The organism is Flavobacterium alkalisoli, from assembly GCF_008000935.1.
In the GTDB taxonomy this organism is placed as follows: Bacteria; Bacteroidota; Bacteroidia; order Flavobacteriales; family Flavobacteriaceae; genus Flavobacterium; species Flavobacterium alkalisoli.
In genome coordinates, this window is the sequence record NZ_CP042831.1 from 702,749 (window position 1) to 728,991 (window position 26,243).

General features: G+C 39.4%; 18 protein-coding genes and 1 pseudogene. 11 read left to right on the forward strand and 8 right to left on the reverse strand.

Features of this window, described 5'->3' with window-relative positions; genetic code table 11:
- Positions 1–138 precede the first annotated feature (138 nt).
- Positions 139–1,950 carry a GNAT family N-acyltransferase gene (locus FUA48_RS02975; RefSeq protein ID WP_129750377.1) on the forward strand — a complete coding sequence of 604 codons (1,812 nt, stop codon included), beginning with the start codon at positions 139–141 and terminating at the stop codon, positions 1,948–1,950.
- A gap of 34 nt (positions 1,951–1,984) precedes the next feature.
- On the opposite strand, the gene FUA48_RS02980 is transcribed toward FUA48_RS02975, so the two are convergent.
- The 6 genes and pseudogenes from FUA48_RS02980 to FUA48_RS03005 form a co-directional block, all read right to left on the reverse strand.
- Positions 1,985–2,374 carry a DUF805 domain-containing protein gene (locus FUA48_RS02980; RefSeq protein WP_147582043.1) on the reverse strand — a complete coding sequence of 130 codons (390 nt, stop codon included), beginning with the start codon at positions 2,372–2,374 and terminating at the stop codon, positions 1,985–1,987.
- A gap of 480 nt (positions 2,375–2,854) precedes the next feature.
- Positions 2,855–3,820: pseudogene (locus FUA48_RS02985) on the reverse strand (2-hydroxyacid dehydrogenase); the annotation flags it as partial.
- Between the two features lie 44 nt (positions 3,821–3,864).
- Positions 3,865–5,214, reverse strand: a complete 1,350-nt coding sequence (locus tag FUA48_RS02990; RefSeq protein ID WP_147582044.1) for an ammonium transporter — start codon at positions 5,212–5,214, stop codon at positions 3,865–3,867.
- A gap of 185 nt (positions 5,215–5,399) precedes the next feature.
- Positions 5,400–5,696 carry a hypothetical protein gene (locus FUA48_RS02995; protein ID WP_147582045.1) on the reverse strand — a complete coding sequence of 99 codons (297 nt, stop codon included), beginning with the start codon at positions 5,694–5,696 and terminating at the stop codon, positions 5,400–5,402.
- On the reverse strand, positions 5,693–6,472 hold the full coding sequence (locus FUA48_RS03000; RefSeq protein WP_147582046.1) for an HNH endonuclease: 780 nt from the start codon (positions 6,470–6,472) through the stop codon (positions 5,693–5,695). Before FUA48_RS03000 ends, FUA48_RS02995 begins: the two co-directional genes overlap by 4 nt.
- Positions 6,473–6,661: 189 nt before the next feature.
- Complete coding sequence (locus FUA48_RS03005) at positions 6,662–7,078, reverse strand: hypothetical protein (RefSeq protein ID WP_147582047.1); 417 nt, start codon at positions 7,076–7,078, stop codon at positions 6,662–6,664.
- A gap of 177 nt (positions 7,079–7,255) precedes the next feature.
- Here FUA48_RS03005 and FUA48_RS03010 point away from each other — a divergent pair, with 177 nt between their 5' ends.
- Entirely contained in the window at positions 7,256–7,474 is a 219-nt protein-coding gene (locus tag FUA48_RS03010) for a hypothetical protein (RefSeq protein WP_147582048.1), read from the forward strand.
- A 2-nt stretch (positions 7,475–7,476) separates the two neighbouring features.
- Here the strand turns inward: FUA48_RS03010 and FUA48_RS03015 are convergent, their stop codons facing one another.
- Entirely contained in the window at positions 7,477–8,949 is a 1,473-nt protein-coding gene (locus FUA48_RS03015) for a tetratricopeptide repeat protein (protein ID WP_168196931.1), read from the reverse strand.
- A gap of 169 nt (positions 8,950–9,118) precedes the next feature.
- Here FUA48_RS03015 and FUA48_RS03020 point away from each other — a divergent pair, with 169 nt between their 5' ends.
- From FUA48_RS03020 to FUA48_RS03045, 6 genes are all read left to right on the forward strand, one after another.
- A complete protein-coding gene (locus tag FUA48_RS03020; RefSeq protein ID WP_147582050.1) occupies positions 9,119–10,150 on the forward strand; it encodes a ligase-associated DNA damage response exonuclease in 1,032 nt (343 codons plus the stop codon).
- The gene (locus FUA48_RS03025) at positions 10,147–11,751 is read left to right on the forward strand and encodes an ATP-dependent DNA ligase (RefSeq protein ID WP_147582051.1); all 1,605 of its coding nucleotides are present in this window, start codon (positions 10,147–10,149) and stop codon (positions 11,749–11,751) included. Before FUA48_RS03020 ends, FUA48_RS03025 begins: the two co-directional genes overlap by 4 nt.
- Positions 11,751–14,210, forward strand: coding sequence for a ligase-associated DNA damage response DEXH box helicase (locus tag FUA48_RS03030; protein ID WP_147582052.1), 2,460 nt, complete (start codon positions 11,751–11,753; stop codon positions 14,208–14,210). The genes FUA48_RS03025 and FUA48_RS03030 overlap by 1 nt, the downstream gene beginning before the upstream one ends.
- Positions 14,211–14,226: 16 nt before the next feature.
- Positions 14,227–14,859: a ligase-associated DNA damage response endonuclease PdeM gene (pdeM, locus tag FUA48_RS03035; protein WP_147582053.1), complete on the forward strand. Its 633-nt coding sequence runs from the start codon at positions 14,227–14,229 to the stop codon at positions 14,857–14,859.
- Positions 14,860–15,206: 347 nt separating this feature from the next.
- Positions 15,207–16,616 (forward strand): dicarboxylate/amino acid:cation symporter, encoded by a 1,410-nt coding sequence (locus FUA48_RS03040; protein WP_147582054.1) that lies wholly within the window; start codon positions 15,207–15,209, stop codon positions 16,614–16,616.
- Between the two features lie 137 nt (positions 16,617–16,753).
- The gene (locus tag FUA48_RS03045) at positions 16,754–17,041 is read left to right on the forward strand and encodes a hypothetical protein (RefSeq protein WP_147582055.1); all 288 of its coding nucleotides are present in this window, start codon (positions 16,754–16,756) and stop codon (positions 17,039–17,041) included.
- 83 nt (positions 17,042–17,124) lie between these two features.
- Here FUA48_RS03045 and FUA48_RS03050 read toward each other — a convergent pair whose 3' ends face one another.
- Entirely contained in the window at positions 17,125–17,589 is a 465-nt protein-coding gene (locus FUA48_RS03050) for an OsmC family protein (RefSeq protein ID WP_147582056.1), read from the reverse strand.
- A 95-nt stretch (positions 17,590–17,684) separates the two neighbouring features.
- Here FUA48_RS03050 and FUA48_RS03055 point away from each other — a divergent pair, with 95 nt between their 5' ends.
- The 3 genes from FUA48_RS03055 to FUA48_RS03070 all read left to right on the forward strand — a co-directional run bounded on the left by FUA48_RS03055 (position 17,685) and on the right by FUA48_RS03070 (position 26,167).
- Positions 17,685–18,182 carry a DinB family protein gene (locus tag FUA48_RS03055; RefSeq protein WP_147582057.1) on the forward strand — a complete coding sequence of 166 codons (498 nt, stop codon included), beginning with the start codon at positions 17,685–17,687 and terminating at the stop codon, positions 18,180–18,182.
- A gap of 220 nt (positions 18,183–18,402) precedes the next feature.
- Positions 18,403–19,413 carry a glycosyltransferase family 9 protein gene (locus tag FUA48_RS03060; protein ID WP_240732532.1) on the forward strand — a complete coding sequence of 337 codons (1,011 nt, stop codon included), beginning with the start codon at positions 18,403–18,405 and terminating at the stop codon, positions 19,411–19,413.
- 409 nt (positions 19,414–19,822) lie between these two features.
- The gene (locus FUA48_RS03070) at positions 19,823–26,167 is read left to right on the forward strand and encodes a choice-of-anchor L domain-containing protein (RefSeq protein WP_168196932.1); all 6,345 of its coding nucleotides are present in this window, start codon (positions 19,823–19,825) and stop codon (positions 26,165–26,167) included.
- Positions 26,168–26,243 lie beyond the last annotated feature (76 nt).

The window sequence follows — 26,243 nt, forward strand, 5'->3', positions numbered from 1 at the left end:
GCATCTCTCACATTATAAACAACTTATTATCAGTAAAATATAAAAAAAGTCATAGTTAAAGAACCTAAAAATGTTAATCGCACCCCCCGTTTGTTAAGAATTGTTATCTTTGTTTCTTGCCGAAACACTATAATGTAGATGAGCTTAGTTACCCCTAAAGAAGTTGCGAAAGCAATTAAGACTGATAAATATGGTTTTTTAGGAACTTTTTCTGGCTGGTTGCTGATGAAAGTTTTAAAAATATCTACCTTAAACAAAATATACGACAGGAACAAGCATCTTAGCGATATTGAATTCCTGAACTCTGTATTGGATGAATTTCAGATCAAATTTGAAATCCCTGAAGAAGATTTAAAACGTATTCCTAAAGAAGGTCCTTATATAACCGTATCTAACCACCCGCTGGGAGGTATAGACGGCATACTGCTTTTAAAACTTATGGTTGAAAAAGACCCTAACTTTAAAATTATTGCAAATTTTTTACTGCACCGTATAGAACCGCTAAAACCTTATGTAATGCCGGTAAATCCGTTTGAAACACATAAGGATGCGAAGTCGAGCGTAGCGGGAATAAAGGATGCTTTAAGGCATTTAAGTGAAAATAAACCGTTAGGAATTTTCCCTGCCGGTGAGGTTTCTACCTATAAAGACGGGAGGCTTTTAGTAGACAGGCCATGGGAAGAAGGAGCTATAAAGCTTATAAAGAAGGCGAAGGTTCCGGTAGTACCCATTTATTTTCACGCAAAAAACAGCACATTGTTCTATTGGCTTTCTAAAATGAGCGATACCCTGCGTACCGCCAAACTGCCAAGCGAATTGCTTACACAAAAAGACCGCGTTATTAAGGTAAGGATAGGCAAACCTATTTCGGTTGCCGAACAAAACGAGTATGAGACTGTAGAAGCCTACTCAGAGTTCCTTAGAAGAAAAACTTATATGCTTGCCAATCCTTTCGAAAAAGGAACGAAGCTTATAGATACTTCTAACCTTAACCTAAAGATACCGAGAAGCCCTAAGGAAATTGCTGCGCCATCTAACCTTAACCAGATACTCTCTGAAATAAAACAACTTCGTAAAGGCGATTACAGGCTGCTGCAAAGTAAAAATTATGAAGTATTCTTTGTATCGGCAGATAAGATTCCTAATGTACTCCACGAAATAGGCCGACTAAGGGAAATTACCTTTAGGGAAGTAGGCGAAGGGACTAACGAGTCGCTGGACTTAGATAAATACGACAAATATTATCATCATATGTTCCTTTGGGACGAAGAGGCAAAATGCATTGCCGGCGCTTACCGAATGGGACTTGGAACAGAAATTTACACCAAATATGGTATAGACGGTTTCTATCTGCATGATCTTTTCCGTTTTGAACCGGAACTGTATGATATGATGTCTAAATCCATTGAAATGGGAAGGGCATTTATTATAAAAAGCTATCAGCAAAAACCAATGCCACTATTCCTTTTATGGAAAGGTATTGTACACACTACACTGCGCTATCCTGAACATAAATATCTTATAGGAGGTGTAAGCATAAGTAACCAGTTCTCTGAATTTTCTAAGTCACTGATGATTGAGTTTATGAAGTCTCATTATTATGATCCATACATTGCTCAATACATACACCCTAAAAAGGAATATAAGGTAAAACTTAAGGATGCAGATAAAGACTTTGTATTTAATGAAACGGAATCTGACCTTAATAAGTTTGACAAGATTATTGAAGAAGTAGAACCGGGGAACCTGCGTTTACCTGTGCTTATTAAAAAATATATTAAGCAAAACGCAAAGGTTGTTGCCTTTAATGTAGATCCTTTGTTTAATAACGCGATTGACGGACTGATGTACATAAGGATTGCCGATCTTCCTGAAAGTACTGTAAAACCGGTAATGGAAGAGTTTCAGGCAGAACTGGAGCGCAAGCTTGCCGAAAAAGACGAACATTAATAAAAAAGCCTTCTTTTCAGAAGGCTTTTTTTAATTATGCTTGTTGTTCTCCTATTTCGTTCATTTCGTTATAAGGATTTTTTGGATCTGCACCATATTGGTTATCTCCACGGTCGCCTTCAGTAGCAAATAATACTAGCAACCATATACTTCCAATTACAGGAATTAAACCTACTAAAATAAACCATCCACTCTTGTTTATATCATGAAGCCTTCTTACTGCTACAGCAAGCCCCGGGATAATAACTCCAAGAGCATATATTGCATAAACAAACGTGAAAATGGAGGAAACCATCGTTAGAATAGCCAGAGTAAATATAATAAGAATATTCATTAATGTGTAATACCAGTACTCACTTCTCCTGGCTCTTCCTTCAAAATTTGCATAGTTATCCCTAACTACTTTTAAATACCATTGAATCATAATAATTTGTTGTTATTGGTTTAAGTGCCGAATTTAGCAATTATTATGATATTTCTACAACAAAAAAATATTTTGTTATAAAAACGCCTTATCTACGGGTTCCCATAATTCTATCTTATTACCTTCCACGTCCAGTATCCAGGCAAACTTGCCATAATCATAAGCTTCAGGCTCACCAACAAGTGTTACACCTTCTTCTTTCAGCTTAATTATAAGGCTGTCTAAATCGTGAACCCTGAAGTTTTGCATAAACTGTTTTTGCGAAGGCTCAAAGTATTTGGTGTCGGCAGCAAAAGGTGACCATTGCGTACAGGCATCATTTCCTTCTTTGTCTTTCCACCAAAATGTCCATCCGTAATTATCGGTAGCCAGTCCCAAGTGTTTTTTATACCAGTCTTTAAGCGCATCCGGATTTTCACTCTTAAAGAAAACCCCGCCTATTCCGGTAACGCGCTTCTCCTCTTCATTGGTGTCGGCACTACCAAAATACACTGCCTTAATCTTATCCACTATTACCTGCGCCAGTTTCTCATGGCTTTCAAAAGTCCATCCTGCAATATGAGGCGACAGTAACACATTATCAGCATCCAACAGGTACTGAAATGCTTCGGGAATTGCGTCATCGGTAAACAAATGCTCAAAAGAAGACTTTTCATACTCCAACACATCCAGCGCTGCGCCCAGTATTTTACCACTTTTTAGCGCCTCAGCTAAATCGTGAGTAACTACACTTTTTCCGCGGGCCGTATTGATCAGCCAAAACGGTTTGGCAAATGCATTTATAAAGTCGGTATTAACCATTTTATTTGTTTCGGGAGTCCAGGGAGTGTGTAAGCTAAGTACATCTGCTTTCTGTTGGAGTTCTTCGAGCGAAACCTGTTTGGCATTCGCATCACCTACCATTGGTTTTATATCATAACACAGTACCTCAACATCAAAACCACGAAGCTTTTTGGCAAACGATTTACCCATATTACCATAACCTATAATACCTACGGTTTTTCCGTCAAGCTCATGACCACGGTTACCCTCCCTTATCCATTTGCCCGAACGTATTTCCCTGTCGGCACGGTTAAGGTTATTAAACAAAGACAATAGCATCCCCAAAGCCTGCTCCCCGACGGCATTGCGGTTCCCTTCGGGTGCAGCAATAAGATGAATACCTTTAGATTCGGCATAATCACAGTCAATACTTTCCAGTCCGGCTCCTACACGGGCAATGAACTGAAGCTTTGTCGCTTTGTTCAGAAAAGTTTTATCTATATCAAAACGACTACGGATTACAATACCATTATACTCATGGATTTTTGCTTCCACTTCTTCTTTGGTCGATTTGTAATCGGCATGGTTTTCAAATCCCGCCTGTTCCAGCTGCTCCCACAAAATAGGGTTGTTGCTGTCTATATGAAGTATCTTAACGTTCTTTGGGTTCGTTTGTATAGTCATGTCATTGTATTAGTGACACAAAGTTACCAAAGTTTACCACATAATTACGAAAGCGTTTCGTTATGCTGTGAAAGGTCAAGCCCAAGCTGTTCTGATTCCTCCGAAACACGAAGCGGTATAAACAGGTTGGTAAACTTGTACAACACCATAGCACCAAAGAAAGAGAAAACTGCCACAAGCACTAAAGCTATCATGTGATGGGCAAATACTCCCCAGCCACCATGCAGCAGACTCGCGTTTTCACCTTCGGCAAAAATAGCCGTAAGTATCATACCCATAATGCCGCCCACACCGTGGCAGGCAAATACATCCAGGGTATCGTCTATTTTTTTAAGCTGTTTCCAGTGTACCATTACATTAGAAACTATTGAAGCAGCAAAGCCAAAGAATATACTTTTTGGGATAGATACAAACCCGGCAGCAGGCGTAATGGCAACAAGACCCACAACCGCACCAATGCAGCATCCTAAAGCAGAAACCTTTCTGCCGTTAAGTCTGTCGAAAAAAGCCCAGGTAAGCATCGCCGAAGCCGATGCAATAGTAGTTGTGGCAAATGCCATAGCCGCTGTATGGTTTGCAGCCAGTGCCGACCCGGCATTAAAACCAAACCACCCGAACCAAAGCATACCGGTACCCAACAGTACAAAAGGTATATTAGTAGGAATGTATTCCACGTTTTTACGTTTGCCCAATACCAGTACCCCTGCAATTGCAGCAAAACCGGCACTCATATGTACTACGGTACCTCCGGCAAAATCCTTAACGCCAAAGTAAGCACCAAGCAGTCCGTTAGGGTGCCACACCATGTGGCAAAGCGGAGTGTAGATACACAAGCAGAACAAACAGATAAACAACAGGAATGATATAAAACGAATGCGCTCTGCCAGTGAACCTGTTATTATGGCGGGCGTGATGACTGCAAATTTCATCTGGAAGAGCGCAAATAATATAAATGGTATTGTTGAAGCCATTTGGGCATGCGGATGTTCGTCCACTAAATCGAAAAAGGCAAAATCGGTTGGGTTACCTATTATACCATATTTCACTCCGTCTATAGTTATTCCGATAGATTCGCCAAAAGAAAGGCTGAAACCTACAGCTACCCATAAAAGGCTTATTACCCCAAGGCATATAAAACTTTTAAGCATGGTAGAGATAACATTCTTTTTACCTACCATCCCCCCGTAGAAAAATGCCAGCCCGGGAGTCATAAGCAATACCAGGCACGAAGCCGTAAGCAACCAGGCCACATCGGCAGGTACTATAGTACTGGTACTGTTAAATTGTGAAGAAGTTTCGGTAGGTGAGGCATGCTCCCAAAATAGTCCGGTTATGGCAACCGCAGCGGTTATTAAAAAGGCAACAATCCAGCGTTTTTCTAATTTTTTTTCCATATACCCCTAAATTTTACAGGGGTTAAATTACAAAAATTAATCTTGCTCGAGTTATCAGGAGTTAATTTTAGGGCATCAACAAAAAAACAAGATTGTACACCCAAAAAAATTAATTATTCAAATCTTTTTTCCTATTGAAAAAAAATATTTACAAAAAGTTATTCCTTAGATGAGCAGAATTGTATTTAATTATCCTTAGAGAGTCGTAAAATTAATTCCTCGATAGTCCATAAACATTCTGTTTCATGAACTATTTCAATATTCAAAAATTCATGGAGTTCATGATCATCGCAATTTGAAATTTCAAAAAACAATGTTGGTAATCCTATTTTAGCAGCATTAAAAAACTCTCCTTCAATAAGCTTTTCTCTTATTAATCTATCAATTTCACTTATACTTATACAATTAGGATTTCCTAAAACTACACTTCCATAGTTTTTATAATTACTAAAGTCTCGATATAAATAATTGAAGCGTATCATTTTTTGTCAAAAATCATATCTCTATGATATTCTAAGAATTCCTTTTTAGGGAAATATTTTAGAGGAGTATTCAACTTTTTATTTTCTATGGAAGCAAAATTATTTTGATAATAACTAAACCCCTCCTTCTTTTTTAAACTGGAAGAAATCAAAACTTTATGATTTTTATCAAAAGATATATAACCTTTATCGAATGCTCTGTCGTATAATGCAGATAAACAAATACCATTCTCAGGATTCAATCTTTCTTCTTCATTCTTGGACCAAGGTAATATATGGCTAGCAAATAACAAATCTGGAATATCAATGTTTGTTATTGCACATTTCGAAGTATAATTTGCCATTATCATCTCCCTAAAAACAGATTGATTTACCCTTGTTTTGACAGCTCTAATTTTTGTCTCCCCTTTCAAATCTTTAATATCAAAAAGCAAGGAATTATATTTTTCTTCTATTGTCGAATGTTGCTTTTTAGCCAAAATTTGCTCACTTTCATATATTAATTCCTCTTTATTGTCTACAAATTCTTCCCAAATTTCTTGTACTTGCTTTCCTGTGTTTTGTAAACCACCAACTCCACGATTTTGATGATACGGGTCAAGACTCGCAAAATTACCTAATCTCATTCCTACTGCACTTGGAGTCCTATTAATTAAATTGGCTAATTCTATAACTTGAGAGTTGGTTTTATGAGTTTTTCCAAATTCAATTTTTAGGTATAAGTTAAATGCAAGAATTAGTTCTTCTCTAGTCCAAAGTCTTTGCTTTTTATCCATAGTATTAATGAATCTTTAGTAATAATTCAAAGCTACAATATTTATCCAATCGTAAAGAGATTATATTTTTTAGAGCAAAACATATTATGTAAATATAATTGACATTTTAAACATAAGCAGCCTATTATTGACCTCTTTAATAAAAAAAACCGGCTCATCGCCGGTTTCTTGTTTTTAATAAAGTATCAATTAGTATCGAGCCACTCTTTTACGCGGCTGGTTATGGTAGTGTTTTGCATGTTTAACCTTTTTAGCTTTATAAGGTTTATAGTAGGTGTAAGGCGTTCTTCCGTAATAGTTATTAACCACTACTTTGTTGCAACGGTGAAAATCGTAGTTTCTGTAAGCCACAGGAACATAAGCCGTACGCACCCAGGCACCATTGTTTATATAAATATAATCTCTTGAGGTCATGTCGTAGTACACATTAATTTCAGGAAGGTAGTAGTACCTTGCTTCCACATGTGTAGCCGGAACCCAAACTACAGGTGCAGGAGGTGGCGGCGGGGTACCTATATTCATTCTTACACTTACAGATACCTGTGCTTTTGCAAAAGCACCTGTCAATAATAACATCCCAACGAGTAAAATTCTAAGTGTCTTCATAATCTTTAAGTTTAGGGCTATTTCTCATTTCTAAAAAACAGCGCGGTTTTATAAAGACGTAGCCAAGTATCGTGCCGAAATAGGATGCTTGCATAGTTTTTTAACTAAAAATTAAATCAACTACCTGAAAAACAAGCAATTATTTTTTAGTAATTTTATTGTTTAATCCCTCAATTTATGGAAACAAAAAAGGAAATAACCGAAAAAATATTCAAGATAACGGTACTTATTCAGGAAAAATACCCGGAATTATCCGATTATCTGGATGAAGTACAGGACACTATTCCCGCAATGGAACATCCGGAAGTAGATGCAGGCACACTGTTCAAATACTACGAAACGCTGGACAATATGCTTAAGGATTATTTACTGGAACACCCTGAGTTGGGCGAATAAAATCAGTTTATCAAATACTGTAAAAATTCCTCTACCGACTCGTAGCATTCTTTAGGCAGCTTTTTCTTAAGGCGCATTTTGCACACCCTTACACTCTGCGGCGATATGCCCAGTATGTTTGCCATGTCCTTTCCGTTAAGCTCCAGGCGCATCAGCACCATGATGCGTATTTCGGCTTCAGTCAGGTTAATTTTGCTGTCCTTAATACGTGAAAAGAAATCGGGATAAATAGAGTTAAAGCGCACCTTAAATTTCTCCCAGTCCTCATCGGTAAGTATTTTTTGCTCTAAAAGACGTGCTACCTCTTCTTCGGTAGCCTCTTCCCGTATAACCTCCTTACTGTTTTCATCCTGAAGTCGGTTAATTATTGAGTTCTTTTTTGACAAATCCAGAATATATGTTTTAAGTTCTACTTCCTTTACCTCTATAATTTTTTGGGTATTATAAAGGTCTTTCTCTAACTGCTGCCTTTTAAATTTAAGCTTGTACAGATAGCGGTATATAAAAAATGCTACAAATAATAATACTATAAAAATGCCTATACCTATAAACCAAAGTCGGTTTGCGGCAATGGCTCTTTCATGCTGCAGGTTTTCTATTCGCAGGTTCTTTACTTTTACCCCCATACCTGCCTGATAGCGCGAAAGAATCTCTTTTTGATTAGACTCCAGTATTTCACTCTCCCATTCGTAATGCTTCTTTAGGTAATACAATGCCGAATCAGGCCTGTTAAAGCGTTCATGATTACGGGAAAGTTCATAATAGGCTTCACTGGTGCGTACCTTACTGTTTAACTTAAGGCTAATCGCAAGACCTTTGCGGGCATTATAAAAGGCTTGTTCTTTATCGCCCTTTAAGGCATAAACCGTACTAAGGTTTTGATAGGCCGTCGCCATACCTTCGCGGTATTCGTTTTGAAGGCATTCATCCAGCGAAAGTTTGTAATACTTAAGTGCAGGGTCCAGCTGGTCGTTATAACGGTATATCTGCCCCTGATTGTTATAGGCAATAGCGAGGTCACGCGGTTCCTTTAATTCGATAGAAATCGCTATGGCCTTATTATTAAACTCAAATGCTTGGTCAAACTTGCGTTTCTCCTTAAGTATAAGTGCCCTGTTTGTGTAAGTTAAACCTAAAAGGCGGGGCAATTTAAGCTTCTCGGCCAGTTGTGCCGCTTCATTATAGCACTCCATAGCCGCATCGTTATCTTCCAGCCGCCAGTGTACAAGCCCCAGGTTATTAAGCAGGGTTGCCATCTGCTCTTCGTCTCCGTTTTGCTTTACCTGTTTGTAGGCTTCGGTAAAGTATTTAAGCGCCTCCTGATAATTACCCATTCGCCATTGTTCGTTTCCAAGATCGGTTAACGAAATGCCGGGTGTGGTAGTGTCGGGCAAATCAATATTTTCGTTGGTGTCTGTTTTACAGGAAATGAAGAAAAGCATCAGGAACAAAATGATCCTAACGTAAAATCTCATATGTGTCTTTTTATAGCTGCTCCAAATGTAAGGCATATACCTGATTAATCAAATATTGAGTCAACAATTTGTTAATGAGACCATTCAACAAAAGTTAAACTTGTTCGAAATGCCTTTTGTTTTAGGCATTCCTGAGTTAAATTTAAGCTTTAAATTCCGAAAAATTATTATGAAGCAACCCCTTCTGGCTTTTAACGATAAAGGTATTTACTGTTCGCAGGCTAACGTATACCTTGACCCGTGGCGTCCGGTAAATAATGCCATTATTACACACGGACACAGCGACCATGCCCGATGGGGACATAAAAACTATATTACACACCATCTTAATGTTCCTATAATTAAACACCGTTTGGGCGACATTACCGTTACCGGAAAAGACTGGAATGAGACTTTTACCATAAACGGAGTGAAGTTCTCCCTACACCCTGCAGGGCATATTGTGGGCAGCGCTCAGGTTAGGGTAGAATACAAAGGGGAAGTATGGGTTTTTACGGGAGATTACAAAACCGAGGACGACGGACTTTCAACTCCTTATGAAGTTGTAAAATGCCACACTTTTATTACCGAGTGTACTTTTGGGTTACCTGCCTTTAAATGGTTGCCACAACAGGAAGTAATGGATGAGATAAACACATGGTGGGCACAAAATAAGGCAGAAGGAAAAACATCGGTGCTTTTTGGGTATACATTAGGCAAGGCACAACGATTGCTTAAACACCTGGATACAGATATCGGAAAGATATATACTCACGGCGCTGTGGAGAACATGACGGAAATTATTCGAAACATAACCGATTTACCCGAAACTACAGTGATAACCCGAGACACAAAAAAAGAAGAGATAGCTGGCAATATTGTTATTGCTCCACCCAGTGCACATGGTAGTGTATGGATACGAAAAATGACACCTTTCGTTACCGGGTCGGCAAGTGGATGGATGGCCTTTCGAGGGGCACGCAGGCGAAGAGCAATAGATAAGGGTTTTGTACTTAGCGATCATTGCGACTGGGAAGGCCTGTTGGAAAGTATTAAGGCTACAGGAGCAGAAAAAATTATATCTACTCACGGTTACAGTGATATTTTCTCGACTTACCTGAGGGAACAGGGTTATGATGCCCGCACAGAACACACCCAATATGAAGGAGAGACCGATGAAACGGAAACAAAACCGAATGACGCGGAAGGAGGGGAATCATGAAGAACTTTGCCGAACTTATAAAAGCTTTAGACAGTTCTAACAAAACATCGGTTAAGGTAGATGCCCTAACCGAATACTTTCGTCATGCTAAAGATACCGATAAGGTTTGGACGATAGCCATACTTTCCCACCGCAGGCCTCCTCGTCCGGTTAATACTACATTACTTCGCCTTTGGGCTGCCGAACTGGCTAATATACCATTATGGTTGTTTGAGGAATCTTATCACATTGTGGGCGATTTGGCTGAGACTATAGCCTTGGTGATTCCCACTTCAAAAAACCAGTCGGATAAAAGCCTCACCGAATTTATTGAGGAAATTATCGCCCTAAAGAAAAAGACTGAAGAGGAGAAAAAACAATACCTGCACAGCAATTGGCTGGCGCTTAACTATTATGAAAGGTTTGTTTTTACCAAGCTCATTACAGGAAGTTTTCGCATTGGCGTAAGTCAAAAACTAATGACAAGGGCACTTGCTAAGGTAACATGCCTTGATGAGGATATACTTGCCCATAAACTTATGGGCGACTGGAATCCGGGAAAAATAAGCTTTAAAAAACTTGTACTGGAAGAGAAGGCACAGGACATGGCTTCTAAGCCCTATCCTTTCTATCTGGCTTATGCCATAGAAAATGAACCGCATGAGCTGGGCAACCCTTTAGAATGGAGTGCCGAACACAAGTGGGATGGCATACGCTCACAAACCATCATTCGCGGCGGGCAGCTTTATATATGGAGCCGGGGTGAAGAACTGGTAACGGATAAATACCCTGAATTCAATATGTTTTTGGGTGTTATTCCTGACGGAACAGTACTGGATGGTGAAATACTCCCCTTTATAGATGAAAAAATAGGTTCATTTTATGATTTGCAAACCAGAATAGGGCGAAAGAATGTTTCGGCAGCATTATTGAAAAAGACACCAGTTATAATTAAGGCTTACGATATTTTAGAGTGGAACGGTGAAGACATTCGCGAACTGCCTTATATTGAGAGAAGAAAATTACTGGAGCAACTTTTTGAAAAGGTAAAAAGTTATGGTCTTCCATTACACTTATCAGAAAGAATACAACTACAAATGTGGGATGCCGCCATCCATGAAAAAGAAAAAGCACGTGAACTGCGCAGCGAAGGGCTTATGTTTAAACGTAACTATTCTCCTTATCTGGTAGGACGAAAAAAAGGCGATTGGTGGAAGTGGAAACTCGATCCTTTCGCTATAGATGCCGTACTTACCTATGCCATGAGGGGGCACGGAAGGCGCTCTAACCTTTTTACCGATTATACTTTTGCCCTTTGGCAGGAGAATGAGGAAGGTGAAAAAGAACTGGTAACCTTTGCAAAAGCCTATTCCGGATTAACCGATGCCGAATTCCGTATGGTGGATGATTATATTAAAAAGAATACGTTGGAACGGTTTGGGCCCGTGCGAAGTGTTACACCAAAACTGGTTTTTGAAATAGGCTTTGAGGGTATTGCTTTTTCAGGGCGGCATAAAAGCGGTGTGGCTACACGTTTTCCGAGAATACTGCGATGGAGGCATGACAAAACCATTGAGGAAGCCAATACTATAGACGATTTAAAAAACATGATACCTAAGTAATGAACAGGGAGCAGCTTTTTGATTTGGCTAACCAGTGGTTTGAACAGAAGGGCTGGAAGCCGTTTCCGTTTCAAGCCCAAACCTGGACAGCATTTCTACAGGGAAAGAACGGACTGCTTAATGCCCCTACCGGCAGCGGAAAGACCTATGCCCTGTGGATTCCCATTGTTTTAGATTACATACAAAAGAACCCTGATTATAAAACCAAACACAAACTAGGATTAAAAGCAATATGGATCACCCCACTACGCGCACTGTCTACAGAAATAAAACAGGCGGCAGAAAGGGTAATAAACGATCTTGACCTTAAACTTACCGTGGGCATACGAACCGGGGATACCTCATCGGCAGAAAGGGCCAAACAAAAAAACAAGATGCCCGATTTACTTATTACAACTCCCGAAAGCATGCAGCTCATGCTGGCCTCAAAAGGATATGAAAATCTTTTTAAGAGTTGCTTGGCTATAGTAATAGATGAGTGGCACGAACTATTGGGCTCAAAACGAGGTGTACAGACGGAACTGGCACTTTCCCGACTTAAAACCATTGCCCCCGCCATGCGTATTTGGGGCATCTCGGCCACTATAGGCAACCTGCATCAGGCGATGCAAGTTTTGTTAGGGCCAGAATCTCAGCAACTGGAAAAATCAGTGATGATAAGAGCCTATATCAATAAAAAGATTAATGTGCATTCCATAATCCCTGATAAAATGGATTCCTATCCGTGGCGCGGGCATATGGGGCTACACCTTATAGACGAGGTGGCACAAATCATAAAAAAGAGCCGTACCACACTTGTATTTACCAATGTGCGTGCACAGTGCGAAATATGGTATCAGGCACTATTGGAAAAATATCCTGAATTTGCCGGAGAAATGGCAATGCATCACGGTAGCATCTCCCGGGAAACAAGGCAATGGGTAGAACAGGCCATAAGAGATGAACAGCTCAAGGCGGTTGTTTGTACCTCAAGCCTTGACTTGGGTGTCGATTTTGCTCCGGTAGAAACTGTTATACAGATTGGTGGGCCTAAAGGTGTTGCACGATTCCTGCAACGTGCCGGCCGTAGCGGCCATAGACCTGGAGAAGAAAGCAATATTTATTTTCTTGCCACTCATGCATTGGAATTGGTAGAAGCATCACCCCTGCGGCGAGCCGTAAAAGAAACTGTGGTAGAAGACCGTATCCCCTATCTTAACAGTTGGGATGTACTGGTACAATATCTGGTAACGTTGGCTGTATCCGACGGGTTTTATCCAAAGCAGATTTACAACGAAGTTAAAAGTACCTTTTGCTATCAGGCAATGACAGAAGATGAATGGCAATGGATACTCAATTTTATAACAAGGGGAAGCCAGAGCCTGCAAGCCTATGATGAGTATAAAAAAGTAGAAATTGAAGACGACGGTAAGTTTAAGGTAAACAGCAGGGCAATTGCGCTGAGACACCGCATGCAAATAGGTACTATAGTGGGCGATGCCGTTATGAATGTAAAATACATGGGTGGCGGTTATATAGGCAATATAGAAGAATGGTTTATCTCTAAACTCAAACCGGGAGATGTATTCATCTTTGCAGGAAGAAAACTGGAGTTGTACCGCACAAAAAATATGGAGGTATTGGTACGGCGTGCCAATCCGTCTGCAAAAGCACAGCACGCCAGTTGGATGGGAGGTCGTATGACACTTTCGGCGCAAATGAGCGAACTTCTTCGTGAAGAGCTTTATGCTGCCAACACCAAAAAAATGTCAGCCGAATTAAAAGCACTAGCCCCCGTTTTTAAACGGCAGCGAAAGGAATCCATAGTACCTAACGACAGCGAATTCTTAATCGAGACCTTTAAAACACGTGAGGGTTATCATGCTATTTTTTATCCTTTTGAAGGCCGTTATGTACATGAAGCCTTGGCAAGTTTGCTGGCCTATCGTATAAGCCTGCTCTCTCCCATTACTTTTTCGCTTGCTTATAATGATTACGGTTTTGAACTGCTTTCTGATAAAGAAATTGATATGCAGCAGGTGTTGGATAATGATCTTTTTACCCCACAGCATTTGCATTATGATTTGCAGCAGAGTCTTAACGCTACCGAAATGGCAAGGCGAAAATTCAGGGACATTGCTGTAATAAGCGGATTGGTTTTTACCGGTTACCCCGGAAAAGTGGTAAAAACAAAACATCTGCAAAGCAGCTCTCAGCTAATTTTTGAAGTATTTAAAGACCATGAACCTGATAACCTCTTATTACTTCAGGCTTATAGAGAAACATTTGAACATCAATTAGAAGAAGGCCGTCTTCTCTTAGCTTTAGAAAGGATACAGCAACAAACAACAGTATGGAAACAGTGTGAAAAGCCTACACCTTTCAGTTTTCCTATTATAACCGACAGGCTAAGGGAAAGGCTTTCCAGCGAAACTCTTGCCGACAGGATTAAAAGGATGACAGCATCGTATATGAAATAGATTTTGATACAAACACATGACTTTAGAAATTGAAATAACCAACAAAACATTTATACTCCACAATACAGGGGCATTATACTGGACTGACAAAAAAATGTTACTCTTATCGGATGTGCATTTAGGTAAAGTTTCCCATTTCCGGAAACATGGTTCGGCAATACCTAATAATGCAATACTACAGAACTTTAAAAAACTTGATGCCGTTGTAAAACATTTTGAACCGGAAAGCATCTGCTTTTTGGGAGACCTTTTTCACAGTAGTCTTAATAAAGAATGGATACTGTTTGAACAATGGGTCAATAATACCGGGATCCCCCTAATACTTATCGCCGGAAATCATGATATAATATCCCCACATAAATATGAAGAACTCAACATTGCTATTCATAGTGAATGGATATTAGATGGTTTTTTATTAACGCATCATCCGGAAAACAGGGAAGGATTTTTCAATCTTTCGGGGCATGTACATCCGGCAGTTCGATTACAGGGTTTGGGAAGGCAATTTTTAAGACTACCGTGTTTTTTCAGGAATAAAAACCAAATGATTTTACCTGCCTTTGGAGAGTTTACAGGAACCTATATAATAGAACCTCTGGAAGGAGATATTATTTATATTACGACTAAAGAAGAAGTGATAAAACTATAAAATGAAAAACCTTACGGCAAGGCCGTAAGGTTCAAAAGAAACATCGCACTGTAATCACTACCACTATGAAAGTGCGTGTTTAGCTAGTTTGTTTTAAAAAAAGGCACGTAAGTGCAATACTTTTTTGATTTTTTTTAGCTATGCAAATGTAATAATAAGTTCTTAATGAGGACTCTTTTTGTGTTGACAATTACGTTGACAAGGTTGTAAACGCCTAAAATTGTGTGTTTCTTTGAAAAGAACCGCGTTTATTAGGCAAAAAAGTTATTTTTCATTTATTTTTACCGCGCATTAATAATCATTCTGTAATTTCCTTCTTTTAAAGGAAAATCAGCTAAAACTACTATATGAAGTCAAGGTTTATTAACTATTTCGTGTTTACTGCTGTCTCTTTAACTGCTATTTTACTAGCGGTAAATTATGTGACATCTGCAATTCCCGAAATCGTATTAGAAATATTTAAGTGGTTGTCGGTTTTAGGACTAACATTCTTTGCCATAAAAAAGCGTTCCCTAACAACATGGATACTGGTTTGTCTTGTTATAGGTGCTTCAATAGGGCATCAATGGCCTGAAGTAGGTCAAAACCTTCAGGTACTGAGCAAAATATTCCTTAAACTTATTAAAACCATAGTTGGCCCATTAATTTTTGCCACTCTTGTATATGGTATTGCCGGGCACAGTAACATTAAACAGGTAGGCCGTATGGGCTGGAAATCACTCCTGTATTTTGAAATAGTTACTACATTGGCATTATTTATAGGCCTTGTAGCCATAAACCTTACTAAAGCCGGAGAAGGTATAGATCAGCCTGCGGCTATGCACGAAACCCTAAAAGCAGCAGAACCTCAAACATGGCAACAGATAATCCTTCATATTTTTCCTGAAAACATTGCCAAATCAATGGCAGAAGGAGAAGTACTGCAAATAGTGGTTTTCAGCGTTATTTTTGGTATAGCCCTTATTATGGTTCCGGAAAAGAAACGTAAAGTAATGGTAGACTTTACCCAGAGCCTTAGTGAGGTAATGTTTAAGTTTACCAATATAGTAATGTACTTTGCTCCTATTGGTGTAGGTGCTGCCATGGCATATACTGTAGGGCATATGGGACTTAGTGTTCTGGTTCCGTTACTAAAACTATTGCTAACCTTATATGGTGCCCTTTTGGTTTTTGTATTGGTCGTATTCTTACCAATAGCACTTATCATAAAACTACCTATACGCACTTTTATTAAGGCTATAGGCGAACCGGTTTCTATTGCGTTTGCTACAACCAGCTCAGAAGCTGCTTTACCCCGCGCTATGGAAGCTATGGAAAGTATAGGCGTGCCAAGAAAAATCGTCTCGTTTGTTATGCCTATGGGTTACAGCTTTAACCTTGACGGAACTACGTTATACTTATCATTAGCCAGTATATTTGTGGCACAGGCTGCTGGTATAGACCTTAGCCTTGGCCAACAGTTAATAATGGTGTTTACCCTTATGGTAACCAGTAAAGGAGTTGCCGGTATACCAAGAGCCTCCCTTGTAATACTTATGGGTACGGCGGCATCGTTTAACCTGCCTGTATGGCCTATATTTATAATATTAGGTATCGACGAGCTTATGGATATGGCACGTACATCCATTAATGTGGTAGGTAACTGTCTGGCTTCGGCAGTTATTGCCAAATGGGAAGGCGAGTTTGATCCGTCACTTGAGGCTCAAAAAGTATTTGAGACCGAACTGTATGAAACACATCCGGAAGAAAATAAATAATTATAAGCCGCTTAATAAGCGGCTTTTTTATTACCATTAATTATACTGTAATAATAATTTACGGAATATGATTTTTATCATAAAATAGGCAATACCAGCAACTTAAATTTGTACTATAAATTTAAAACATTACCGGTATGAGTACTTATGATAAATATTTAAACAGCTACACAAAAGGATTTATGGGCTTTAACACTATCGCAATTTTAGGACAAAGTTGTTTGGGTGGTATCGCAGCCATGTTTGTATTACAAAACGGAACCTCTATAGCACAAATGGTACAATTGTTTTTAATAACAATTTTCTGTTCAGGATTTAACGGTGCCGTACTGGCACAAATGAAACCAAAAGTAGTATTCAATTTCTTAATAGCAACAGTTGCGCTTAACCTAACATTAGCACTTTTAAACATCTTCGTGATTTAAACAGACGCTATAATGATTATCTGACCCAATCGCGTTTGCTTATCTATTCAGCAGCTTTTATTAAGGTAAAGGCTGCTGTTTTATTATACCCTGCTTTGTGACTCATGATATACCGGAAAATTGCAAGAGTTTGCTATAAAACACATTTCATTGGCTTTTTTATGAAGCTCATCTGCCTTTTCCTTCATACTCTCATCTTCAACAACTACACTGGGCCTTAATATCACTTTTGTAAACCTGCCTGAGCCATTTGCAGTTTCTTCCATTTCCCCATAGGCCTCATCTGTATAACTCACAACTATAACTCCGGCTTCAGAACACAAATGCAGGTACCAAAGCATGTGGCAGGAAGATAGCGAAGCCAAAAGCATCTCTTCAGGGTTATACCTTGAACTATCTCCCCTAAATGCAGGATCTGACGAACCTTTAATAACAGATTTCCCTTTTGCAGAGATATCATAATCACGGGTATAGGACGCATAATTTTTAGTTCCGTTTCCTGTATTCCCTGTCCATTCCAGTCGGGTATTGTAGTGATGTGCTTTCATATCCTAAAATTAATTTATTTTTTTTATTTCACTACTGACATAGGGTTGTCACAACGTCAAAATAACTTTGCTTCATAATATAAAAATCATCAGTTATGACAACGACAACCAATTCTGTAATTACATCACAGCAGTTCTTAGAACACTGGAAAGGACACCGTGCACTTACACGTAAAATCATAGAAGCTTTCCCTGAAAAAGACCTTTTTGAATTCTCTGTTGGAGGCATGAGGACTTTTGCCGAACTGGCAATGGAAGTAGTAAGCATTGCTTTCTATGGTGTGGAAGGCCTTACTACCGGACAATGGAGACACATTGAAAAACTGCCCTACTTTACCGGAGAAAAAAACATAAGCACCAAACAGGAACTTTTGGAATTTTGGGACGAAACCACAGCTTACATTGAGCAGGAAAGGGAAAAATTGCTAAACCTGGACTTTAGCCAACATATAAAGTCTTTCGAAATGTATGAAAATACCATTTGCTCTTCCATGCTTTACTGGATAGACAACGAGGTACACCACAGGGGCCAGGGGTATGTATACCTTAGGGCTTTAGGCATTACCCCTCCGTTTTTCTGGGATCGTTTTTAATACACGGAGTACAATCATCATCAAATCAATCACCAAAGAAAAAGGGACGCTATTCTAGTGTCCCTTTTCATTTTAAGGATTAAATGTTCCTTAAAAATTAAGGGTTTTAAAAAATAAATAAGGATTTTTCATTTTTTTTAATTATTTATGCGCTCAACAAACAATAATCTAAAACAGCATGGGGGGCCTAAAGAAAGTAAATGAAGTAAGACGTACAATAATGCGCGGATTAACACGTAGTATTGGTGCTACTAATCTTGAAAAAGACTTTAAACTAAAAGAAAGACCCGAGATAAAAAGAATACTTATTATTAGGCCAAACAAAAGGCTTGGCAATCTTTTACTGATCACTCCGCTTTTACAGGAAGTAAACGAGGCTTTCCCAAATTGTAAGATTGACGTTTTTGTAAGGGGTGGACTTGCTCCTATCCTTTTTGAAAATTATGATAATGTAGACCGCGTTATTAAGTTGCCGGGCAAACCTTTTAAAGAGCTTATTAAGTACTCGCTTGCCTGGTTATCTCTTAAAAAGAAACGCTATGATATGGTAATAAACGTGGTTAACTCATCTTCTTCAGGAAGGTTGTCTACCAAATTTGCCACAGCTAAATTCAAGCATTTCGGAGATGTATCAGATAAGATAAAAGAGCTGTATCCGGATAGCAACCACATTGCAAAATACCCTGTATATAACTTCAGGTATTTTTTAAGCAAACTGGGTTATGAAAGAAAAGACAAACCAGTACCTCCGCTAAACCTAAAGCTTACTGCCGAAGAACTTGTTCAGGGCAAACAGATTGTAAAAGATATCGTTAAGAACGACAAAAAAACAATAGCCATATTTACTTTTGCTACCGGAGATAAATGCTACAAGCCGGAATGGTGGAATCCGTTTTACGAAAGATTGCAGGCAGAATATGCTAACGACTACAATATTATAGAAATACTGCCTGTTGAAAATGTTTCGCAAATAGACTTTAAGGCTCCTACTTATTACAGTAAGGAAATTCGTGAGATAGGTAGTGTTATGGCAGCCTGTGAAGTGTTTATTGGTGCCGATAGCGGTATGATGCACCTTGCAGCGGCATCACTGGTTCCTACTATTGGGTTGTTCTCTTGTACAGTTCCTGCAACATATGGACCTTACAACAAGGGAAGCGAATCTATAGAAACCAACAAAACAGATATGAACGACTGGATTGAAAGTATAAATAAAGCTTTAAAAGTATAAAAAAGCCGCTCGATTGAGCGGCTTTTTATTTTGAATTTATCCAGTATCTAGAAATAAAAATACATTTACTCAGAAATTTCATCGTTTTAACTTCACAATCAAAATTTCACCTCAATAAATGATGCTATAAATACTTTTTATTTGAAGTGTGAAAATAATACAGATAAATTAATAAAAAAGAGCAAAAAAAATATCTTACTACGTTTTTTACAGAAAAAAACCAATAAACATAATTAAAAAAGTTAAAAACAACAATATCAACAAATTAAAAAAAAGTTTCTATTGTAACATCCCTTATCAAAATTGTGTTTTTTTGATGATTATTTAAAAAATAATTATAGGTAGAGTAATTTTGTTGCAAAATTATTCACTACCACTCATCATGAAAAAAACTATTTTACTTTTTTTCATGTCATTATTTATTGTGTGCGGTTACGCACAGGGAATTACTCCGGCTGAAGGATTTGAAGGTGCAACCTTCCCTCCGACAGGCTGGACTAAATACAATAATGGCATAGGAAACTTGCAACAATGGAAGCAGACAGTAATTGCTGCAAACGACACTTATCCTCCTCACACCGGAGATCATGCAGCCTTTATTGATCGTGAAAACGTGCCGGATGCGGGAGATCCTGCAAAAGACTGGCTTGTAACACCTTCTTTTGAAATGCCTGTTAACGGGCAGCTGCGTTTTTGGTCAAGCCTTACACTACCGGGTAATCAGGGAACGATTTACAAAATACTTATGGCTCCGGCGGGTGCTGATCTTTCAGACCTTGCTTCTTACACCATAGTTTCAACGTATACCGAACCTCTTATTAACCCCACTCAAACAGAGTATAACGAGGTTATTTTAAACCTACCGGGAACAACAGGGCAAAACTATCATATCGCTTTCCTTATGGAAGGTGATTTTCAGGATCGCTGGTTAGTAGACGACGTAAGCATTGTTGAGCAGTGTTTAGCTCCTACCAACCTTAATGCGGTTAGTACAACGCCTACTTCTGCGAGCTTAAGCTGGGCAGGTGCAGCACTTCAATATGAAATTGAGGTTATGCCCGTTTCAGAGGCTCCGGATGGTTCAGGAGATATTGTTAACGGCACTTCAACAACTGTTTCTCCGTTAATACCAACTACTGCATACAAATTTTATGTAAGATCTGTATGTAGTGAAGGTAATACAAGCGAATGGGCAGGTCCGTTTAACTTTTATACACAGCCTGCAAATGATGATTGTGCTAATGCGATAGCACTTACTGTTAATACAACAAATATTTGTACAACAAGCACATTTGGTACTGTTGCGGGAGCAACACCTTCTAATGATGGCAGCGATGTTTGTGCAGGTACCGAAGACGATGATGTATGGTTTACATTTGTGGCTACAGATACGACTCACCTTATCAATCTTAACAACCCTGCAAACGGTTCGACCGATTTAAACAATATATTGTATAGTGGAACTTGCGGCTCGCTTACACAGGTTAGCTGTAACCTTAATAACAATACTACCGTTACCGGGCTTACAATAGGCGAAACTTATACTTTAAGAGTTTACAGTGCTGTAGCTACAAGCCAAAACACAACTTTTGATGTTTGTATTGGCACACCACCTCCACCACCAGCAAATGATGAATGTGCAGGAGCAACAACCCTAATTGCAAACCCTGACCTTGATTGTGATAACTTTGCAACAGGAACAGTATATTCTGCTACGGCATCGCCTCAGGGCAATACCTGTTTTGGAAGTGATGATGATGACGTATGGTATCAGTTTGTAGCTACAAATCCAACACATACTATCAACTTAAGCAACATAACCGGAAGTACAACTCTTTTGTACCATACCGTTTACAGCGGTAACTGTGGTGCTCTAACTCAAATGTATTGCAGCACAGCTACTACCAGCATAACAAGTACATTGACAGTAGGAAACACTTACTACGTAAGGGTATACTCCTCTGCAACTACCGCACAAACATCTGTTTTTGACATTTGTATAGCTACACCGCCGGGACCTCCGGTTAATGACGAATGTGCAAATGCTCTTTCAGTTCCCGTAAACCCGGATTTAAACTGTACGCTTTTCACATCTGGAACAGTAGCATGGGCAACACCTTCTCCTGAAAATGCTACCATTTGTTCGGGTACAGAAGACGATGATGTATGGTTCTCTTTCATTGCTACAAACCCAACGCACACCATTAACCTTAATAACGTTGAAGGCAGTACTAACGACCTTAATCATACTATATATTCAGGAGCTTGCGGCTCGCTTACAAATATTTTATGCAGTAGCCCTAATAACAGTTATATATCAGGATTAACAGTTGGAAATACTTATTTCATCAGGGTGTTTACTGCTACCAGTACCGCGTTACAAACCACAACTTTTGATGTTTGTATAGGTACTCCACCAGCCCCTCCGGCTAATGACGATTGTGCAAATGCTATAACAGTACCTGTAAACGCTGATTTAAATTGTACAAACTCTGTTCCCGGTACTGTAGAGTGGGCAACACCTTCTCCTCAAAGTGGCACAACATGTAATGGTACTGAAGACGATGATGTATGGTACCAGTTTGTGGCTACAAGTGTAGCACACAGGATAAGACTTACTGATATTGCAGGAAGTGCAACGCTTCTATACCACACCGTTTACAGTGGAACATCGTGTGGCGATATGACCCTGTTATATTGCTCTAACGGAAGCGATAGTTTTGCAGGTAACCTTACCATAGGTAATACATACTTTATTAGAGTTTATACTTCGGCAGACACACCGCAAAACACTACGTTTAATGTATGTGTTAGCACACCTCCACCACCGCCTGTTAATGATGAGTGTGCAAATGCAACAGTAGTAACTGTAAATCCTGATTTATCATGTGCTTCGGTTACACCGGGTACAATCAGCTGGGCAACTCCTTCATTAGAGAGTAACACCTGTAATGGTGTTGACGATGATGATGTATGGTTTGAATTTGTGGCTACAAGCACAATGCACACTATTGATTTTAATGACATTGTGGGAAGCACCACCGATTTAGACCATGTTGTATATTCAGGGGATGATTGCGGCAATTTAACCCAGTTATATTGTAGTTCATTCAATAACAGTGTTGCCTCCGGACTAACCATAGGACAAACCTACAAAATAAGAGTATACACATGGACAGCTACAGCAATGCAAACAGTAACATTCAATCTTTGTGTGGGTACACCTCCGGGGCCACCTGCAAACGATGATTGTGCTAATGCAACTGTTGTACCTGTAAATGCAGGCGAAAACTGTGATTTAACTGTACCGGGAACTATAAACTGGTCTACAGCTTCTCCCGAACCTAACACTTGTACAGGTACTGCAGATGATGACGTATGGTTTGAATTTGTGGCTACCAGCACAAAGCACAGGGTACAGCTACTTAACCATTCGGGCGCGCCGTTTTTGTATTACAATATTTATTCAGGTAACACCTGTGGTACGCTTACACAAGTTCAGTGTAATACCAGCTCTGCCTACTCAACTTTCCTGGAAGGCCTTACAATAGGGCTAACCTATAAACTCAGGGTTTATTCAAGCGTGGCTGTACCATTCCAGTTGGCAACATTTGACGTGTGTATAACCACACCTCCTCCGGCACCTGCAAATGACGAATGTGCTAATGCAACCGTTATCCCTGTAAATACAGATCAGTTTTGTAATCAGACTGTAGACGGTACAATCTATTCGGCTACTGCTTCACCGGAAGCCAACTCTTGTACAGGTACCGATGATGATGATGTATGGTTTGAGTTTACCGCCATAAGCACTAAACACAAAATCGACCTTCTGAACATTACTAATGGAACAACTTCATTATACTATGCGATTTATGAAGGTACAGTATGCGGAAGCTTAACACAAATAACCTGCGGTACATCCAACACCACTTTTGTAGATAACCTAACTATTGGATCAACATATAAGATAAGGGTATATTCATTTACATCTACTGTAAATCAAACTTCTGATTTTGAAATCTGTGTAAGTACTCCTCCGGGTATTCCGGCAAATGACGAATGTGCTAATGCAACATTACTTACCGCAAATACAGGAATTGAGTGTATTGAATTTGGTTCAGGAACGATTTACTCTGCTACAGGGTCTCCACAAGCAACTACATGTGGGGGTACTGCCGATGACGACGTTTGGTTTGAGTTTGTTGCTACGAGTACTTCTCATTATATAAACATTTCTAATACCAGCACTTCATCATCAGATTTATACCATGTGATTTATGAAGGAGATGACTGCGGTAATTTGACAGAAATGTACTGTAGCGACCCTAACAGTAGTACAAGTGACGATTTTGTAATAGGGAATACCTATAAAGTAAGGGTATATTCAAAAACTGCTGTACCTAACCAAACGGATTCTTTTGATATTTGTATCGGCACAAGAAATGTATCGATTAATGTAGATGAAACCACATTTACTGCCGAAGAATTGGTGCAAAATGTACTGTTCAGTTCTCCTTGTGCAGTTATTACAAATGTGAGCACTATAACTGGAACCGATTTTAATCAGCCAAACGGTATAGGTTATTTTAATGCCCCAACAGGGTCTGTTTTCCCTTTCCAGGATGGTGTTATTTTAGCAACTACAAGTATACAACAGGCAACAACACCTCCGGGAATTGCAGGCGTACAAACTACAGCATGGCTGGGAGATGCCGACCTTGAAGCTATTATTGCTGAGGGTGGCAATACACAGCCTACCTATAACGCAACCATACTGGAATTCGACTTTTTAGCTTATACAAATGAGTTTACTTTTGATTTCCTTTTTGCTTCAGATGAATATGGTCCATTCCAGTGTCGTTTCTCAGATGCATTTGCATTTATACTAACAGATTCTGAAGGTAACAGCCAGAACCTTGCGGTAATACCGAGCACAACAATACCTGTTTCGGTAGTTACCATTAGGGACGATGCCTATAATGCAACCTGTGATAGCCAAAATGAACAATATTTCGATCAGTATAACCCTAATAACCCTTATGCAGCCGCTATAGGCTTTAGCGGGCAAACAGTACCGTTTACTGCTATTGGACAGGTTGTACCGGGACAGCAATACCATATTAAGTTTGTAATTGCTGATTATAACGACGCACTACTTAACTCTGCCGTATTCCTTGGTGGAGGTAGCTTTGATGTAGGCGGAGTCGATTTAGGTGAAGACTTAACAGTTGCAGGCGGTAATGCTGTTTGTGATATGCAGGCAGTAACACTAAGCGTTGATTTTGATGATCCGTCACAATTTGAGTTTGAGTGGTTATACGACAGTACCCCTGAAGAAGGAGACGATACCACACTTCCTGTTGTAATACCAAACGAAACCGAAGCTACACTTGAGGCTACACAGCCGGGAAGATATTTTGTAAGGGCTACTTACGAAAGTTCTTCATGTTCTTTAGAAGGAAGCAAACTTGTTGAATTCTACACTCCTGTGGCAGAAACTGTAGGTGCTCCTGTAGACCTTACAGAATGTAATGCCAGTGGGTTTGCAACATTTGATTTTACTTCTAATACCGATCTTATCATTGCCGGTGTGGCAGAAGGTTATAATGCTGCCGACTTTGTGATTTCTTATCACGAATCTGAAACAGATGCTCAGGGTAATTTAAACCCTATAGGGCCAGAATATGAGAATACAGTTGCAGAGTTACAGCCTATTTATGTAAGGGTAGAATACACACCAACAGGCTGTGTAGCCATCCTTAACTTTAATCTTATCATTCAGGATCTTACTCCTGACTTTGATATGGGAGGTAATCAAAACATCTGCGAAGGTACTACCGATGCAACTATCAGTCTTGTGGCTAACAACTACAATCCTGAATCACCTGATGTTACTTATGCATGGACTTACAATGATAATGCATTACCTGACACCGGAAGCAGCATCACAATAACAGGAGAAGGTGTTTATGAGGTTACGGTTAACAACTCAGGTTGTGAAGCTACACAGTCGGTATTTGTAACGGTTACCCCTCTGCCAATTGCTGATGTAATGGAAGATGTTACTTCATGCGACAGCTATATACTACCTGTACTTAGCGACAACAATACTTATTATACAGGCACAAACGCAACAGGCGATATGCTTGCTGCCGGTACTGAGATAACAACAGATCAGACAATCTACATCTTTACCCAAACTCCGGGAACAGAATGTTCTGACGAAAGCAGTTTTATGGTAACTGTGTTTGCTACCCCGGTTATTAGTATTACCAGTGGCTGTGAAGGCGGAGTTTATACCCTTGAGGTTTCTCTTGATGATAATTATACTGAAGACAATGTTCTTATTGAATGGACAGATGCCAGCGGTGCTATTATAAGTACAGACCTTAGGGCTGTTGCAGAAGAGACCGGCGACTATATGGTAACCGTAATCCCTCTTGATAATGAAGCTTGCTCTACTGTCTTAACAGAGACTGTAGAAAGTATTGCCTGCCAGATACCTCGTGGTATTTCTCCAAATGGCGACGGTATGAATGATGAGTTTGACCTTTCAGGATTTGGCGTTGCCAGAATAAGCATCTTTAACCGTTACGGTAAAGAGGTGTTTAACCACGGCACATACAATAATGAATGGCATGGTCAGGATTCAAACAATAACGACCTCCCTACAGGAACCTATTTCTATTCTATCCAGTTTGAAAATGGCGAAAGCAAAACCGGCTGGGTTTATATCAACAGGGAAAATTAAACCGTAGGAGATAGTAAAAATAAAGTAGTCTGCTTACTCCTCCATAATGAGTAAAATAGATTAGTTTTTAGTTAGT

Coding starts and splice junctions, on each gene's coding strand:
- FUA48_RS02975 (WP_129750377.1), top strand. CDS start 139: ATGAGCTTAGTTACCCCTAAAGAAGTTGCGAAAGCAATTAAGACTGAT.
- FUA48_RS02980 (WP_147582043.1), bottom strand. CDS start 2,374: ATGATTCAATGGTATTTAAAAGTAGTTAGGGATAACTATGCAAATTTT.
- FUA48_RS02990 (WP_147582044.1), bottom strand. CDS start 5,214: ATGGAAAAAAAATTAGAAAAACGCTGGATTGTTGCCTTTTTAATAACC.
- FUA48_RS02995 (WP_147582045.1), bottom strand. CDS start 5,696: ATGATACGCTTCAATTATTTATATCGAGACTTTAGTAATTATAAAAAC.
- FUA48_RS03000 (WP_147582046.1), bottom strand. CDS start 6,472: ATGGATAAAAAGCAAAGACTTTGGACTAGAGAAGAACTAATTCTTGCA.
- FUA48_RS03005 (WP_147582047.1), bottom strand. CDS start 7,078: ATGAAGACACTTAGAATTTTACTCGTTGGGATGTTATTATTGACAGGT.
- FUA48_RS03010 (WP_147582048.1), top strand. CDS start 7,256: ATGGAAACAAAAAAGGAAATAACCGAAAAAATATTCAAGATAACGGTA.
- FUA48_RS03015 (WP_168196931.1), bottom strand. CDS start 8,949: ATGAGATTTTACGTTAGGATCATTTTGTTCCTGATGCTTTTCTTCATT.
- FUA48_RS03020 (WP_147582050.1), top strand. CDS start 9,119: ATGAAGCAACCCCTTCTGGCTTTTAACGATAAAGGTATTTACTGTTCG.
- FUA48_RS03025 (WP_147582051.1), top strand. CDS start 10,147: ATGAAGAACTTTGCCGAACTTATAAAAGCTTTAGACAGTTCTAACAAA.
- FUA48_RS03030 (WP_147582052.1), top strand. CDS start 11,751: ATGAACAGGGAGCAGCTTTTTGATTTGGCTAACCAGTGGTTTGAACAG.
- pdeM (WP_147582053.1), top strand. CDS start 14,227: ATGACTTTAGAAATTGAAATAACCAACAAAACATTTATACTCCACAAT.
- FUA48_RS03040 (WP_147582054.1), top strand. CDS start 15,207: ATGAAGTCAAGGTTTATTAACTATTTCGTGTTTACTGCTGTCTCTTTA.
- FUA48_RS03045 (WP_147582055.1), top strand. CDS start 16,754: ATGAGTACTTATGATAAATATTTAAACAGCTACACAAAAGGATTTATG.
- FUA48_RS03050 (WP_147582056.1), bottom strand. CDS start 17,589: ATGAAAGCACATCACTACAATACCCGACTGGAATGGACAGGGAATACA.
- FUA48_RS03055 (WP_147582057.1), top strand. CDS start 17,685: ATGACAACGACAACCAATTCTGTAATTACATCACAGCAGTTCTTAGAA.
- FUA48_RS03060 (WP_240732532.1), top strand. CDS start 18,403: ATGCGCGGATTAACACGTAGTATTGGTGCTACTAATCTTGAAAAAGAC.
- FUA48_RS03070 (WP_168196932.1), top strand. CDS start 19,823: ATGTCATTATTTATTGTGTGCGGTTACGCACAGGGAATTACTCCGGCT.